Origin of the sequence: Pseudomonas sp. 22082 (genome assembly GCF_052046055.1) — a bacterium.
GTDB lineage: Bacteria > Pseudomonadota > Gammaproteobacteria > Pseudomonadales > Pseudomonadaceae > Aquipseudomonas > Aquipseudomonas pharyngis.
Genome location: NZ_JBQEQB010000033.1, coordinates 42,561 through 56,936, shown reverse-complemented (window position 1 = coordinate 56,936; position 14,376 = coordinate 42,561). Strand labels below are relative to the sequence as shown.

Below are 14,376 nucleotides of genomic sequence, written 5' to 3'. Positions count from 1 at the left end.
TTTTCGAAGTCGTAGTCGCGGCGGGTGGTGCGGCTGGTGCGGGTTTCCAGGCGCAGCTTGAAGCCTTTGATCACCGGTTCTTCGGCGACCATGCCGCTGCCCTGTACATACGCGGTCGGTTGGCCGAGGTTGGGGAACACGGTCTGGTCATCGCCGAACACCAGCAGGTGGCCTTTCTTGCTGTGCTGGAAGTGGTAGTGAATGCCTTCTTCTTCGCACAGGCGCTGGACGAAGTGCAGATCGGTTTCGTCGTACTGCACGCAGTAGTCGCGATCCGGGCACGGCTGGCTGAGCTGGAAGCTGTAGGCGTTGCCCTTGATGCCATGCTCGTCGAGGATCAGCGCGATGATTTTCGGCGCCGACATCTGCTGGTAGATGCGCTGGTTGGTGCGGTGATGCAGGTATTGCAGCTGCGGCACCAGCGAAACCTTGTAGCGGGTCAGGCGCTTGCCGGCATCGCCCTGGGCCACGCGGTAGATCTGGCCGTGGATGCCCGAGCCCTGCGGATCGAGGGCGAGGAAGGCCTGTTTGTGCAGGAGTTTTTCCAGGTCCAGATCCGGGTTTTCGCTGACCAGTTCGATGTCGAAACGAAACGGCTGGCTGATGCCTTCGGTGCCGGTGAACGACAGGACTTGCAGGTCGCCTACGTAATCTTCAACGGTCAGGCTGAAGTGCGTTTCGTTAGCTGGGTTGAACATAAAGTGCTCCCTGTTCGAATGTCATCCGTTACGCCCTCAGCCGCAAACGCTGCAGCCAGGACGAAGTGGCGCCCAAGGCGTCACGCAATTGTTCGGCAGAAATGTTGCGCTCTGCCGCGTCAAAGGCCAGCGCGGTGCGCAGCGCGGGCCAGCAGTGTGTCGGTAGATTTGCCGGGGCTTGCAGCTCGCGCTCCAGGTGTTCGTCACGGGCCTGGGTCGAGGGCAAGCGGCGGAACGGGTGTTTGCCGCCCGCCAGTTCATAGATCACGCAGGCCACGCCGTACACGTCCGCGCTGGCCGACAGCGGTTGGCCCTCAAGCAGTTCGGGGGCGGCGTAGCCCGGGGTCCAGGCGTTGAAGCGCTCGCGGCTCAGGTGCGGCAGGCCGGGCAGGATGCCCTCCTCGGCCTGCCCGAGACCGAAGTCAAAGAGGCGCACGCCGTCTTCGCTGAGCATGACGTTGCTCGGTTTCATGTCACCGTGCAGCACGCCGCGACGGTGGGCGTAGGCCAGCGCGTCGAGCAGCGGCAGCGCGATGTCGCGCAGTTCTTTCCACGGCAGGCCCAGCGGCCGCTCGCAGAGCAGTTTGTCCAGGGTCAGGCCACGCATGAGTTCCATGGTGATGAAGGCCCGCTGGCAATCGGTGTCCACTTCGAACGTGTGCGGTCGCAGCACATTGTCGTGGCGCAGGCGTCGGGTCAGGGCGAACTCGCTGTAGAGCAAGGCACTGGCATCCGGCGACTCGGCAAATTCTTCGCTGAGGATTTTCAGCGCAATGTAAGGATCGGGATCGCCGAACTGCTCGTGCAGGAGATCCCGGGCCCGGTAAACCGCACCCATGCCACCGGCCCCGAGCAGACGCTCGAGGTGGTAGCGGCCTGCCAGAACATCCGGCAGTGCGCCGACGCTGGCCTTGGTTGGCGCCAGCGCGGGTTCGGCGTTGTGCTGCTTTGCAAAAGCGAAATAGGTCAGGTTGTTGGCCTGCTCTTCGCTCATCAGCAAGTCGTCGACTGAGGATTCGATTTCAGTCATTGGCGAATCACCACGGCCGTCAGGTTGTCTCGGGCGGCGCCCCGCAGGGCACCGTCGAACAGACGTTCCAGCGCCACATGTGGCGCCGCCAGGCTGAGGGCGTTGCCGAGGGCATCGCTGCTCAGGCCTTGATACAAACCATCGCTGCACAGCAGGAATACATCGCCCGGATACACCTCAAGCTCCAGCACATCCAGCGTCAGTTGTTCCGCCGCGCCGACCGCCCGGGTCAAGGCCTGGGCCGCCGGGTGCGCCGCCGCCTGTTCGACACTCATCTGCTGTTCGTCGATCAGTTGTTGCTGCAGCGAGTGATCCTTCGACAGCTGATACAACCGCTGCCCGCGCCACATGTAGCAACGGCTGTCGCCGGCCCAGATGCAGGCCGCGCGATTGCCTTCCACCAGCAGCGCCACGACGGTGCTGCCCATGATGCTGTCGTGACGTCCGGCGGTGACGGTCAACTCCTGCCCCAGCCGCCGGTTCAGCCAATGCAGGCACTGGCGGATGGCTTTGAGGCGTTCATCGAAGTCCTCGTGTTGCGGCAGTTCAGCCAGGCTGGCGACGATCAACTGGCTGGCGATGTCGCCCCCTTGATGACCGCCCATGCCGTCCGCGACCACCCACAGCCCATGCTGCGGGGTATCGAGGAAGGCATCTTCGTTGCGCGACCGCACCTTGCCCGGGTCGGTTCGCGCCGCGCTGCGCCAGGGACTGGCCACCAGCATCAGAGCTGCACCGGCATACGGAAGGTGCGCAGCACGCCCATGTCGAACGGGTTCGGCGTGCGCTGGCTGGTCAGCAGGTAGTTGGCGCGCAGGCCACCCACGTCGGCTTTCAGCACCAGCACGTCGCGACCGGTCAGGTACTCGGTCTGCATCAGGTCGAACAGACGGAACAGCGACCACGGGCCGGAGTTTTTCTCGATGCCGATCGGGCGACCAGCCATCTTGTCCATGACCAGACTGGTGCGACCGTCTTCAGCATCGGTCGGCCACTTGAAGCTCATGGGCAGGATCGGACCGTGGCGGTATTCCATGGTCTTGTCGCCGAACTTGAACTCGGAACGGCTGACCGCCGGATCGAGGGTGTACGGCTCAAGCTTGAACTGCACGGTCGGTTCGGCCGGGTTGATCGAGAAGAAGCTCTGGCGAATGTTCAGGGCCGCCGCCATCTGGTCGAGAAAGACCTTCGACACCGGCAGGCTGCGACCGTCGATGCTGCGCATCCGGTAGTTGCCCGGATCACCGCTGACGAACGGACGCATGTAGCTGTCGAAGAAGCGGTCGATGGTGCCTTGAGCCCGGAAGAACTCGCGGAAATCGCTGATCGCCACATCGCTGGTGCTCGAGGCGCTGAACGGGTAACGCTTGTTGATCGTCTTGCCATACACGCTGTACAGCTCGTTCTGATAACGGCCGTTCAGGTACTGGTAGGCATCGTTGAGCACCAGGCGCCACGAGTCCTCGGCCAGCACGTTGAACCACACGCTCAGCGGACGCGGCAGACGACCGGACGCATTGCGCAGGTTGGTCAGCGCATCACGCTGGCCGCTCATGCGGGTCTTGGCCAGTTCGAACGCGGCCTGCTCCGGCGTGCTGGAACGGGCAAGGCCCGCCAGTTGCAGTTGCAGGTCGTTGAGCGCGGTGAAGGCCGGGGTCAGGTCAGCGGCCGGGCCGTTGTTGTCGTCGAGCAGTTTATGCAGCGGCTCGAAGCGGCGTTGCAGCGACTTCTTGGCGGTGTCCGGCAGGTTCTTCGCCACGTTCAGGGCCGAGGCCTTGTCCGCTGCCGCCGCGGCGAGTTTGCCCACCTTGCCCAGTTTGCCTTTCTGTCCGGCCAGCGCATCAGCCGCGTCACCTGCCTCGTCCACCGGATCGGCAGCGGCCGGGAAACGGGTGTTTTCACGCACTTCGGTCAGCAGCGCGAGCACCGGCGAGTTGGCCGAGGTCAGGCCCGCCAGTTGCTCGGCGCCTTCACCGGCATCGCTGATCGGCGGCAGCGCCACCTGACCAACGGCCTCGCTCCAGTAGTTGGCGTAGTCGCGGAAGTACAGTTGCTCCAGTTCGACCATCAGGCGACGCAAGTCCATGTCGCTGATACCCGCACCTTCACCCAGCACCCAGTTGTCGCGCAGGATGTCGGTCACCAGCGATGCGCCTTGTACCGAGAAATACTGCTGATAGCCGGTCTGGGTGTAGAAGCCCGGAATCACGTATTCAGTGCCGATGAACAGCGAGCCCTGCGGCCCGAGGTGCTGGCTGAAACGGTAATCCGGCAGGTTGCGCGCCTGCTCGCGGAGCATGCGGTAAACCACGGTCGCCAGCGATTCGCTGCGCAGCACCTGACGCGCCTGAGTCACCAGTTGCTCGTTGAGCGGATAGATAAACGGCTGCTGCAACAGACGCTCGAGGTGCGTGTTCAGACCGTTCTGCACCGCGGTGTTGCCGGTGTAACGCTGCGACCAGTCCGCCGCGATCCAGTCCTTGAGCCATGCCGCGTCGCGACGATCCTTCATGTTCAGCATCAGGTACGCGCGCAGGCTGTTGATCAGCTTTTCGCGGTCCTTCATGTTGGCGCGGATCTGGCCTTCAAGCATCGTTGCAACGCGCGGCAGCAGTTGCTTTTCAAGCTCGTGCTCGTAAGCCTCCTTGACCACCGGATTGACGTCCTGGCCCTGATACAGCCCCATCCGCTCGTGGTACGCAGCGTCGCCCTTCTTCGGGAACACCTGAGTCGCGGCGTAGCTGGTGTCGAGGGTTTTCAGTGCGCCCATGGCGTCATCGCGCGGCGACAGTGCCGTGCGTTGCTGCGTCCAGTTCTGCGCCAGATTGCGCAGGTTTTCCAGACGCTCGTAGTTGGCCGAGAAACCACCGGCCCAGAGCATGCCGAACAGCACCAGCGCACCCAGTGCGCCGACGTACAACGCACGTTGGCCCCAGTGGATGCGGCTGCGCTCGCGCTTGTCCAGACCGGCCAGATCGGCCTCGGGGAAAATCACCCGGCTGAGCAAGTGATGGATGAAACGCGAACGACCGCTGCGCAATGTCGGCAGCACGCCGGCGCTCATGCCCAGACTCGCGCCGATGCCGGCGGTGGTCGAATCCATTTCCTGAGTCAGGTGCGGTGCGCTGGTCAGGTAGAAACCACGCAGTTGTGTCGCACGCTGGTAGCGGTTGCCGGTGAACGCCATGTCGACCAGCAGGCACAGACGCTCGCCGATCTGGCCCATCTGGTGCGGGAAGTCGAGGATGCGGCCACGGCGCTGGGTGTCGCGCTCGGAGTGCATGCGCATGATCACCTGGCTGTTGAGGCGACGCAGCAGCTCTTCGAACTCGTTGCGCAGCACCGTCACGTCGGTGCCGACCTGATCCTTGCGGAAACTGGTACCCAGCACCTGATCGCTTTCTTCGCGAGTCAGTTGGTCGAAGAACTCGTCGAAGCCCAGCAGCTTGTCGGCCTTGCTCAGCACCAGATACACCGGCACATCGACGTGCAGCTTCTGATAGACGTCTTGCAGACGCGCACGCACCTGGCGGGCCAGGGTTTCGATGTCCTGTTCGCTGCCACCGGTCAGGGTTTCCACCGGAATGGTCACCAGCACGCCGTTCAGCGGACGACCGCGACGACGCTTGCGCAACAGTTCCAGCAAGGTGGTCCAGGCGCTGCCGTCGACTTCCGCATCCGGCTGGGTCAGGTAGCGGCCGGCGGTGTCGATCAGTACACCGTGATCGGCGAAGTACCAGTCGCAATGACGAGTGCCGTGGGTGTCGCGGGTCAGCTTGCGGTCGATCTTGTTGATCGGGAATTCCAGCCCGGAGAAGTCCAGGAGGCTGGTCTTGCCGCTGGCCTGCGGGCCGATCAGCAAGTACCACGGCAAGTCATTGCGCCAGCGCTCGCTGCGGCCGCGGTACAGGCTCGAAGTCTTGAGGGTTTTCAGGGCGTCCTTGAAACGCTCCTTCAACTCTTTCTGCTCTTCGTCGATCAACTCTTCGCGGCGGATACGGTCCTGGCCGTCTTCGGTTTCTTCGACGGCTTTCTTGCGGATACCGGCGCGCCAGCTGACGAAGACCATGGTCAGGCCCCAGATCAGGAACAGCACGCTGATGGTCAGCAGACGCGAAGTCGCGCTTTCCCAGAACTTGTAGTCATCCACTGCCAACAACGGACCGACGAACCACACCAGCAGCGCTACGAACAGCACCAGCAGCAAGGTCCAGACCCAGGTCTGGCGCAGGAAGGCGCCGACTTTCTTGAAAAACTTTTTCATCACACGTCCCTGTTTACGGCTGCGACTGCGGCTGGGCCGCGGCCGGATCAAGCGGCTGATAAGGTTGCAGAACGGTGTCGCGCTGCTCGCCCAAGACCCAGGCGAAGCCCGAATACATCATCACCAGACAGACGAAGGTGAACAGCACCACCATCCACGCCGGCACGATACGCACCAGGTTGCGGCGCTGATCGTTGAGGCCTTCCCACTGCGGCGACAATTCGCGCGGCACGTCGCCACGCAACTGACGGATCTGCCGGTACAGGGCGTCGCGGATGCCTTCGAGTTCCAGCATGCCGCGCGCCTGCACGCGGTACTTGCCCTCGAAACCGAGGGACAGGCACAGGTACATCAGCTCCAGCATCGGCAGGTGCTTGACCGGGTTTTTCGACAGCCGATCGAGCAGTTGGAAGAACTTCTCGCCACCGAAGGTTTCGTTGTGGAAGCTGCTGAGCAGGCTCATCTGCGACCACTCGCTTTCGTTGCCCCACGGCGTGGTCACGACGGCTTCGTCGACCACGGTGCAGAGCACATAACGGGCGGCCATCACCTGGCTGCTTTCGGCGCCGTTGTGCAGGGCGCGCACTTCGAACAGCTTGAGCCCGGCGGTCAGGCGCTCGTTGAGCGCGTAGAGGTCTTCGCGGGTTTCACTGTGCTTGAGGCGCACCACTTCCGACAGCAGTTCGGACGACGCCGCCACCAGCGAATTAAGGCTGATGTTGAAGGCCTCCGCCGGGCGCAGGCGCGCGGCGTAGATCATCCGTTCTTCCAGTTGCTCGAAGCGCGGTGGCGCGGCGAAGTCGGTCAGCGGACTCGCCGCCGGGCCATGGCCCTGACGGTCGAGCAGGACGGTTTTGTCGTCCTGGTTGTGTTCCATGTCCTTGATCATGTCGGTCAGTTCCTGATGGCCCAGAATTTCAGTTCAAGCTCGGCGAATTCGCCGGACACATGGAACGCGAAGCCGCCGGAGCGCTCGAGTTGTGCCAAGTCTTCGGAACTGAGTTCGAGGATGAAATAGGTTTTGTTGGAGTGGAACGCGATCTGCCGCGGGGCCACCGGCAACGGTTTGACCTTGATCCCCGGCAGGTGCAGGTTGACCAGTTGGCGGATGCGCTCCACCGGGCCGACCTTGAGGTGCGCAGGCAAGCGATTGCGCAGTTCTTCGGAGTCGCAGTTGGCACTGGCTGCCAGCACGAACGACGCCGAGCCCAGCAGTTTGTGGTCGTGCAGCGGCGACACGATGATCCCGTACTGACGCGCTTGCAGGATCAGTTCGATGGCGTGCTGTTCCAGCACCATCGACAGTACCTGACGGATCGACTCCATCAGCTTGCGGAAACTCGCACCCTGGTCGGCGTGGGAGTAACGGCTGTCCAGACGCGGGCGTTTGCTGTCGCTGGAGAACGTCGCCAGATCGCCGAGCATGGTCAGCAGCGTGCGGTACAACTCTTCCGGGTGAACCTGCTCCAGACCCAGGTAGTGGCGCAGCAGCAGTTCGGTGCGGTTGATCAGTTGCAACATCATGAAGTCGCCGATTTCCGCGCCGCCGACCTTGCCGTTCGAACGAATCCGTTCGGCAATGGTGTCGCCCCGGTGACCGAGCATGCTGATCACTTCTTTCAGGCACGACAGCAGGTAGCTGGAAGCGTGAGCCTGAATGTAGGTCGGCACGAAGTCCGGATCGAGGCTGATCACGCCGTCCGGCGTGGTGTCGAGCACGTCGCAGATCTTCAGCTTCACGTAGGCCTGGTCGCTCTGCTGTTCGCCGAGCAACAGTTTGAAGTCCGGGCGACCGCAACTGACCTGGCTGGCGGAATCATCACCGGCGTTGGAGTCGGCCACTTCGGCGTCATATGCGGTGTAACGCGCCAGCACGTCGGACTGCTCCGGGCGACGGGCCTCGATGTGGTTACCGGTGACCAGTGGCAGCGCCAGGTAGATCGGCGTGTTGCCGGTGTTCGGCGGCACGTCCAGCGCCAGCGGCTCGGTGTTGCCGCCGAGCTCGAACAGGCTGCCGTCCGGCAGGATCCCCGAGGCTTCACTGATCACCAGTTTGCCCATGTTGAGGAACTGCAGGTCGATCTCCAGATTCAGGAAACCCCAGGTGTAGCCGCCCAGCAACCGGGTGCGGGTCTTCATCTGGTGATCGTAGTAGCGGTCGTTGTGCTGGAAGTGCTGCGGACGCAGCAGCATGCCTTCCTGCCAGATGACTTTATGGGTATTCATGATCAGTCATCCGCCTTGGCGAGCACTTCGTTGGTCTTGCGGATACCGGCCTGATCCAGGGTCAGATCGGCTTCGGTGACTTCCAGCGGTGTGATCGGGAACGTGTGGCGCCATTTGGTTTCCGGCAGGTCGCGGTACGCGGCGAGGATACCGATGAAGCGGCTGCCCTCCTCCACGCTGAGTTTCAGTTCCACGGTTTCACCCGGGCGCAGTTCGAGTTCTTCGCTGGCCACCAGATCCGGGTTGAGGGATTCCTTGGCGCGCTCGTAGAGGCTGAAGAAATCGGCGTTCTCGAAGGTCACCGGGTGCTTGAGTTCGAACAGGCGCACCACGATTGGCGACGGACGACCATTGAGATCCGGGTTCAGCTGATCGCTGCCGGTCAGCTTCAGGTTGATCTTGGTCACTTTCGAATACGGCGACAGCGACGAACAACCGGCGAGCAGCACCAACAGGGTGAGCGCGGTCAGCGTCTTGAAAAAAGCGGTCGAGCGGCGAGACATGCGCATCATCCTTGGTGGTCGGTGTGGAGGGTGGAGATCAGGCGGATCTGTTCTTCGTAGGCCTGGGCGAAGTCTCGAGCCAGCAGGCGCTCGCTCCAGTCGTCGTCCTGACGCAGCGCATGGTGGTAACGGTTGAACGCTCTCCAACGCCCGCCGGCGGTGGCGAGCAACGGCTTGTTGTCGCGCTCGAAACGCAGGGTCAACTGCTCCGGCGAGAAGTGCTCCAGAGTGCCGCGCACCGCCGCGCGGCTGGCGGTCAGCAGCGCCACCTGATGCGCCTGCAAATCGCGGAACGCCCGGGAGATCGCCTGCTCGGCCGGCAAATGGCCCGGCTTGTGCGGTTGCAACAGGATGTCCAGCGCTTCGCTCGGATCGACGGCGAATTTCAGCGGATTCTTGTTGGTGCCTTGTACGGTGGTCTGGGCCAGACGCAGTTCGTTTTTCAGCTCCGAACGGGTGCGCAGGCTCTGTTGCAGACCGCCGATGCTCTGGCGCAGCAGACGTGCAGCGTTCAGCGCAAGCGCTTCACGCTCGTCGTGGCTGAGGTTCTTCACGTTCACGCCAAGGGCCGCGCCGAATTTATCCCAGAAGGTTTCGCTCTGACGCTCCACCGCTTTCGGTGCCGGTGCGGGCTCAGGCGTGGGCTCGACGATCAGCTCCGGCACCATCAGGCTTTCCATGTCGATGCGCGCGTAGTCGGCGCGCTGACGGGAGTCTTCAGGGTCGGTCACCGGTGCGAGCATTTCCTCGAATTCCGAGTACACGCGCTCTTGCTGCTCCAGCGACTTCAGCGGGTCGAGGTCGAGGAACGCGTCGTCCGGAATGATGCTGCCGGCGGCACGCGGCAGGCCGACTTCACCGTCGAACGTCGCCGGGTCGCGCACCAGTCGTGCGCGAATCTCGAAGTCGCCCAGCACGTAGGTGCTGCCGTGCTCGATGCGCACCGGTTCGCCCTTGTGCAGGCGTGCGCCGCTGTCGCCGTCCTGCACACCGTTGCTGCTGGTGTCGGTCAGGAAAAACGTGCCCTCACGATAGCTGACAATCGCGTGGTGATTGGACAAGTGACGCTTGCGGTCAGGGATGATCCAGTCGCAGTCCTCGCCCCGCCCGATCACGCCACCGGCCTGTTTGAAGGTCCGCTGGCACAGCTCGGTGGGCACGAACTGCTTGGTGTTCAGCATTTCGAAAACCAATTCCATGTTTGATGCTCCTTGCGGTCACTTGCCGCGATTGACCGCCTGCGGATCACCCAACGGGCGGTAATCGTTATCGTTGAATTTGTAATTGCCGCTGCAACCGCCGAGGCCGCATAGAACGACGAGGGTCAGCAGGACAGCGTGCCAGTGACGAACAGACATCAGAGGGTCTCCAGGTGTAGACAAAGCACAAAGCGCCGACCCTCGCGGGCGGCGCTGAAATAGGTGTTCGAGGTGAATCCGACGGACTTTCGCCTACCCATCGAAATCACCCAGATTGATGTTCAAGCGGCCGAGCCGGTACAGCAGCGTGCGGCGCGGCAAGCCCAGTTCGCGGGCGGCGAGCGTCTGGTTGCCGTCGTTCTTGCGCAGGCAATCGAGCAACAGATTGCGTTCGACCGCTTCCAGTCGTTCACGCAGATTGAGGCCGCAGTGGTCTTCCGGCACCGGCGCCGATTCCAGGCGCAGCGAGAAATGTTCGGCCAGCAACTCGCCGCCCTCGCACAACAGCACCGCCCGCTCGACCAGGCCTTTGAGTTCACGCACGTTGCCGGGGAAGGTGTAACCGGAAAGGTGTTCCAGCGCCGCGTCCGACCAGCGCACCGGGTCACGTTGCAGGAAAGTGCAGGCCTTGTCAGCAAAGTGCTTGGCCAGGTCGAGGATGTCGCCTTCGCGCTGACGCAGGGCCGGCAATTCGATCGGGAATTGCGCGAGACGGTAGTACAGGTCCTCGCGGAATTTACCTTCGCTGACCAGCACCGACAGATCGCGGTGCGTCGCAGCGATGATGCGCACGTCGATCTTGTGAGTGTCGTTAGAACCCAGCGGACGGATCTCGCCTTCCTGCAATACGCGCAGCAACTTGGCTTGCAGCGACAGCGGCATATCGCCGATTTCATCGAGCAACAGAGTGCCGCCGTTGGCCGCGTCGAACAGCCCGGCGCGGTCGCGATCGGCACCGGTGAACGCACCCTTGCGGTAGCCGAACAGCTCGCTTTCCAACAGGTTTTCCGGGAACGCCGCGCAGTTCTGCACGATGAACGCCTGGGACCGGCGCGGGCCGCAATCGTGGATCGCCCGCGCGACCACTTCCTTGCCGGTGCCGGTCTCGCCACGCAACAGCACGGTGTACGGGCTGTGCAGGACTTTGCTGATCAGCGAGTAGGTCTGGCGCATCGCCGCGCTCTTGCCGATCAGGCCATAGCCGCTGGCACTCGGCAGGCTGCGCACGACCGGCGCGGCCGCATCCACTGGCTGGCGCAGACGCTGCAGCAAGTGCAGTTGACCAAGCACGAACGAGCCAAGCTGGCCGAGGGAATCGGCAAACCCTTGCAGGTTGATGTGGCGACGGCTGGCGCACAGCAACAGGCCTTCGACGGCCTTCTGCTGATTGACCAGCGGCACGCACAACAGCGACTGCCACGGCGTGGACGACGCCGGCAGAAAACTGGTTTCGTGCAAGCTGCCGCCCAGGTCGTCGAAGCACACCACGCGGTTCTGGCACAGGGCGAACTGCAACAGTTGCTCGCCGTTGTAGTCGGCCGGCAGGCTCGCCGCGCTGCGCGGTTGCAGCACGCCGTCGAGGCATTCGGCGTTCATCCCCAGCGACGTGTGCGTGGCATCCAGCAGATACAGCTGGGTCAGTTCGCACCCGCTCAGCCCGGCCAGGCCGCGCACGAAGTCACCCAGCAGCGCAGCACCGTCCGCCGCGCGCGACAGGCTGGCGAACTGCGCCAGCAAGGCTTCGGCATAGAGCAGTGGCTGCGGCACTTGAGTGAACATCACACTCACCTCAGGCGAACTCGCAGGTCACGCTGGCTTCACCGTCGAGCGTCGCATGCACGCGCTTGAGGCTTTCACCGGTGGCCATGGCGTCGAGCAAACGGTCGGCCACCAGCGGCAGCACGTGCTGATCGAGCAAGTGGTCGATCAGGCGTGCACCGCTTTCGCTTTGCGTGCAGCGCTCGGACAGGTGATCGACGAGGTTCTGGCACCAGGTGAAATCCAGCTGGCGACGGTTCAGACGCTCGCCCAGACGACCGAGTTTGATCTCGATCAGCTCGCGCAGCACCGGGCCGCCGACCGGGTAGTACGGCACCACTTTCATCCGCGCCAGCAGCGCCGGTTTGAAGTGTTTGCTGAGCACCGGGCGAATGGTTTCTTCCAGCACTTCGGCGGTCGGACGCGCGCCGTCTTCGCAGAGGTCGCTGATCTTGTCGCTGCCCAGGTTCGAGGTCATCAGGATCAGCGTATTGCGGAAGTCGATCTCGCGCCCTTCGCCGTCGTTGGCCACGCCTTTGTCGAAGATTTGGTAGAACAGGTTGAGCACGTCCGGGTCGGCTTTCTCGACTTCATCGAGCAGCACCACCGAGTACGGCTTTTGGCGCACGGCTTCGGTGAGCATGCCGCCCTCGCCGTAACCAACGTAGCCTGGCGGTGCACCGATCAGGCGGGAAACGGTGTGCTTCTCCTGGAACTCGGACATGTTGATGGTGGTGATGAAACGGTCGCCGCCGTACAGCAGGTCGGCGAGCGCCAGGGCGGTTTCGGTCTTGCCGACGCCGCTCGGGCCGACCAGCAGGAACACGCCGACTGGTGCGTCAGGCTTGTTCAGGCCGGCAGCGGTGGCGCGCATCGAGCGATCCAGTGCATGCACGGCTTGTTCCTGACCACGGATGCGGGTGCGCAGGTCGGTGGCGAAGCTTGCGACTTTGGCGTTGTGTTCGCGGGCCAGTTGCGCCAGCGGCACGCCGGTCCAGGCGCTGATCACTTCAGCCACCAGACGCGGGCAGACTTCGAAGCTGACCAGACGCTCCTTGACCTGAGCGGCGGTCAGGGCGCTGTGGGTTTCGTTGAGTTGTGCTTCCAGCGCTTCGACGCTTTGGCCTTCTTCAACCTCAGCAGCAACGGTTTCGATCACCGTGCCTTCGGCGTCTTCTTCAACGGTGACCACCGGCTCGACCGCAGCGGCTTCACGGGCCTTGGCCAGTTGCTGGCGCAGTTCCAGCAGACGCTCGGCCAGTTGTTTCTGCTCGGTCCACTGGGTTTCCAGTGCGACCCTTTCCGCTTCGGCTTCGTCCAGACGCGCTTCCAGTGCCTCCAGCGCTTCGTGGTCGATCAGCAGACCGGCTTCGGCATCGCGACGCAGGGCCTGACGCTGACGACCGCCTTCAGCCAGTTCGCCACGCAGGCGCTCCAGGCTTTCCGGGGCGGCGGCGAGACTGATGCGAACACGGGCGCACGCGGTGTCGAGCACATCGACAGCCTTGTCCGGCAGTTGCCGACCGGCCAGGTAACGGGCGGACAGTTCCGCCGCGGAAACCACTGCGTCATCGCGCAGGTAGATGCCGTGGCTCTTTTCGTAGACCTGAGCCAGGCCACGCAGGATGGTGACGGCTTCGCTCACGGTCGGTTCGTGCAGTTGAACCGGTTGGAAGCGACGGGCCAGCGCCGGGTCTTTCTCGAAGTATTTCTTGTACTCGGCCCATGTGGTCGCGGCGATGGTGCGCAGTTCGCCACGAGCCAGTGCCGGCTTCAGCAGGTTGGCCGCGTCGGAACCGCCGGCATTGCCGCCCGCGCCGATCAGAGTGTGGGCCTCGTCGATGAACAGGATGATCGGCTTCGGCGAGGCTTTGACCTCGTCGATCACGCCTTTCAGACGACGCTCGAATTCACCTTTGACGCTGGCGCCAGCCTGCAACAGGCCCATGTCCAGCGACAGCAGCTCGACGCCCTTGAGCACCTGCGGCACTTCACCGGCAGCGATGCGCGAGGCCAGGCCTTCGACGATGGCGGTCTTTCCGACACCGGCTTCACCGACCACGATCGGGTTGTTCTTGCGGCGACGGGCGAGGATGTCGACCATCTGGCGGATCGCGCCATCACGGCACAGCACCGGGTCGAGTTTGCCGTCGCGGGCCTGTTGGGTCAGGTTGTGGGTGAAGCGCTCCAGCAGCGATTCGCCCTGGGCGGCCGGTTTACCGTTGGCTGCTGCCTGAGGCTGTTGCGACAGGGCAAACTCCTTCAGGCGATCGATGTTCAGTTTGGCGAGCAACGGCTGGTAGCGGCTGCCGGCGTAGCGCATCGGGTTGCGCAACAGCGCGAGGATCAGCGCCGCGTCTTCGACCGAGGTCTGGCCCAGCTCAAGGTTGGCCACCAGCAGCGCGTCTTGCAGCCACTGCACCAGTTCCGGGGCGAACACCGGGTTGCGCGAAGCGCTGTGCTCGACCCGCGATTGCAGGGCGGCGCTCAGTTCGCCGGCATCAACGTCGGCATCCTGCAGCGCACGGGAGAGCAGACCGTTCGGGCGCTCCAGCAGGCCGAGCAGCAAGTCTTCGACCAGAATCTTGCTGCCGCCACGGGCCACGCAGCGCTCGGCCGAACGCTCCAGATCGCGACGGGTTTCGGCGTCCAGCGCCTGGATGAGTTGTTGCAGGTCTACGTTGATCATGGCTCACGT

General features: G+C 63.4%; 11 protein-coding genes. All 11 read right to left on the bottom strand.

Going from position 1 to position 14,376, the window contains the following annotated elements; all coding sequences use genetic code 11:
- On the bottom strand, positions 1 to 698 hold a 698-nt coding region (gene tssI, locus ACTJK9_RS27715; protein ID WP_440817514.1), incomplete at its 3' end, for a type VI secretion system tip protein TssI/VgrG.
- Between the two features lie 28 nt (positions 699 to 726).
- Positions 727 to 1,728 carry a serine/threonine-protein kinase gene (locus tag ACTJK9_RS27710; RefSeq protein ID WP_011336582.1) on the bottom strand — a complete coding sequence of 334 codons (1,002 nt, stop codon included), beginning with the start codon at positions 1,726 to 1,728 and terminating at the stop codon, positions 727 to 729.
- Positions 1,725 to 2,453, bottom strand: coding sequence for a PP2C family protein-serine/threonine phosphatase (locus tag ACTJK9_RS27705; protein ID WP_039765158.1), 729 nt, complete (start codon positions 2,451 to 2,453; stop codon positions 1,725 to 1,727). Before ACTJK9_RS27705 ends, ACTJK9_RS27710 begins: the two co-directional genes overlap by 4 nt.
- Entirely contained in the window at positions 2,453 to 5,992 is a 3,540-nt protein-coding gene (gene tssM / locus ACTJK9_RS27700) for a type VI secretion system membrane subunit TssM (RefSeq protein ID WP_440817510.1), read from the bottom strand. Before tssM ends, ACTJK9_RS27705 begins: the two co-directional genes overlap by 1 nt.
- Positions 5,993 to 6,005: 13 nt before the next feature.
- Positions 6,006 to 6,881 (bottom strand): type IVB secretion system protein IcmH/DotU, encoded by an 876-nt coding sequence (gene icmH, locus ACTJK9_RS27695; protein ID WP_011336585.1) that lies wholly within the window; start codon positions 6,879 to 6,881, stop codon positions 6,006 to 6,008.
- Positions 6,882 to 6,886: 5 nt separating this feature from the next.
- Positions 6,887 to 8,218: a type VI secretion system baseplate subunit TssK gene (gene tssK / locus ACTJK9_RS27690; protein WP_039765155.1), complete on the bottom strand. Its 1,332-nt coding sequence runs from the start codon at positions 8,216 to 8,218 to the stop codon at positions 6,887 to 6,889.
- Between the two features lie 2 nt (positions 8,219 to 8,220).
- Positions 8,221 to 8,721 (bottom strand): type VI secretion system lipoprotein TssJ, encoded by a 501-nt coding sequence (gene tssJ, locus ACTJK9_RS27685; protein WP_011336587.1) that lies wholly within the window; start codon positions 8,719 to 8,721, stop codon positions 8,221 to 8,223.
- Positions 8,722 to 8,726: 5 nt separating this feature from the next.
- A complete protein-coding gene (gene tagH, locus ACTJK9_RS27680; protein ID WP_085612405.1) occupies positions 8,727 to 9,920 on the bottom strand; it encodes a type VI secretion system-associated FHA domain protein TagH in 1,194 nt (397 codons plus the stop codon).
- A gap of 18 nt (positions 9,921 to 9,938) precedes the next feature.
- Complete coding sequence (locus tag ACTJK9_RS27675) at positions 9,939 to 10,079, bottom strand: hypothetical protein (RefSeq protein ID WP_003229566.1); 141 nt, start codon at positions 10,077 to 10,079, stop codon at positions 9,939 to 9,941.
- A gap of 93 nt (positions 10,080 to 10,172) precedes the next feature.
- The gene (locus ACTJK9_RS27670; protein ID WP_085612406.1) at positions 10,173 to 11,699 is read right to left on the bottom strand and encodes a sigma-54 interaction domain-containing protein; all 1,527 of its coding nucleotides are present in this window, start codon (positions 11,697 to 11,699) and stop codon (positions 10,173 to 10,175) included.
- Positions 11,700 to 11,709: 10 nt separating this feature from the next.
- Positions 11,710 to 14,367, bottom strand: a complete 2,658-nt coding sequence (tssH, locus tag ACTJK9_RS27665) for a type VI secretion system ATPase TssH (protein WP_085612407.1) — start codon at positions 14,365 to 14,367, stop codon at positions 11,710 to 11,712.
- Positions 14,368 to 14,376: the final 9 nt, after the last annotated feature.

Bases quoted from the DNA above. Each gene is read 5' to 3' on its own strand.
- ACTJK9_RS27710 (WP_011336582.1), bottom strand. From the start codon at position 1,728: ATGACTGAAATCGAATCCTCAGTCGACGACTTGCTGATGAGCGAAGAG.
- ACTJK9_RS27705 (WP_039765158.1), bottom strand. From the start codon at position 2,453: ATGCTGGTGGCCAGTCCCTGGCGCAGCGCGGCGCGAACCGACCCGGGC.
- tssM (WP_440817510.1), bottom strand. From the start codon at position 5,992: ATGAAAAAGTTTTTCAAGAAAGTCGGCGCCTTCCTGCGCCAGACCTGG.
- icmH (WP_011336585.1), bottom strand. From the start codon at position 6,881: ATGATCAAGGACATGGAACACAACCAGGACGACAAAACCGTCCTGCTC.
- tssK (WP_039765155.1), bottom strand. From the start codon at position 8,218: ATGAATACCCATAAAGTCATCTGGCAGGAAGGCATGCTGCTGCGTCCG.
- tssJ (WP_011336587.1), bottom strand. From the start codon at position 8,721: ATGTCTCGCCGCTCGACCGCTTTTTTCAAGACGCTGACCGCGCTCACC.
- tagH (WP_085612405.1), bottom strand. From the start codon at position 9,920: ATGGAATTGGTTTTCGAAATGCTGAACACCAAGCAGTTCGTGCCCACC.
- ACTJK9_RS27675 (WP_003229566.1), bottom strand. From the start codon at position 10,079: ATGTCTGTTCGTCACTGGCACGCTGTCCTGCTGACCCTCGTCGTTCTA.
- ACTJK9_RS27670 (WP_085612406.1), bottom strand. From the start codon at position 11,699: ATGTTCACTCAAGTGCCGCAGCCACTGCTCTATGCCGAAGCCTTGCTG.
- tssH (WP_085612407.1), bottom strand. From the start codon at position 14,367: ATGATCAACGTAGACCTGCAACAACTCATCCAGGCGCTGGACGCCGAA.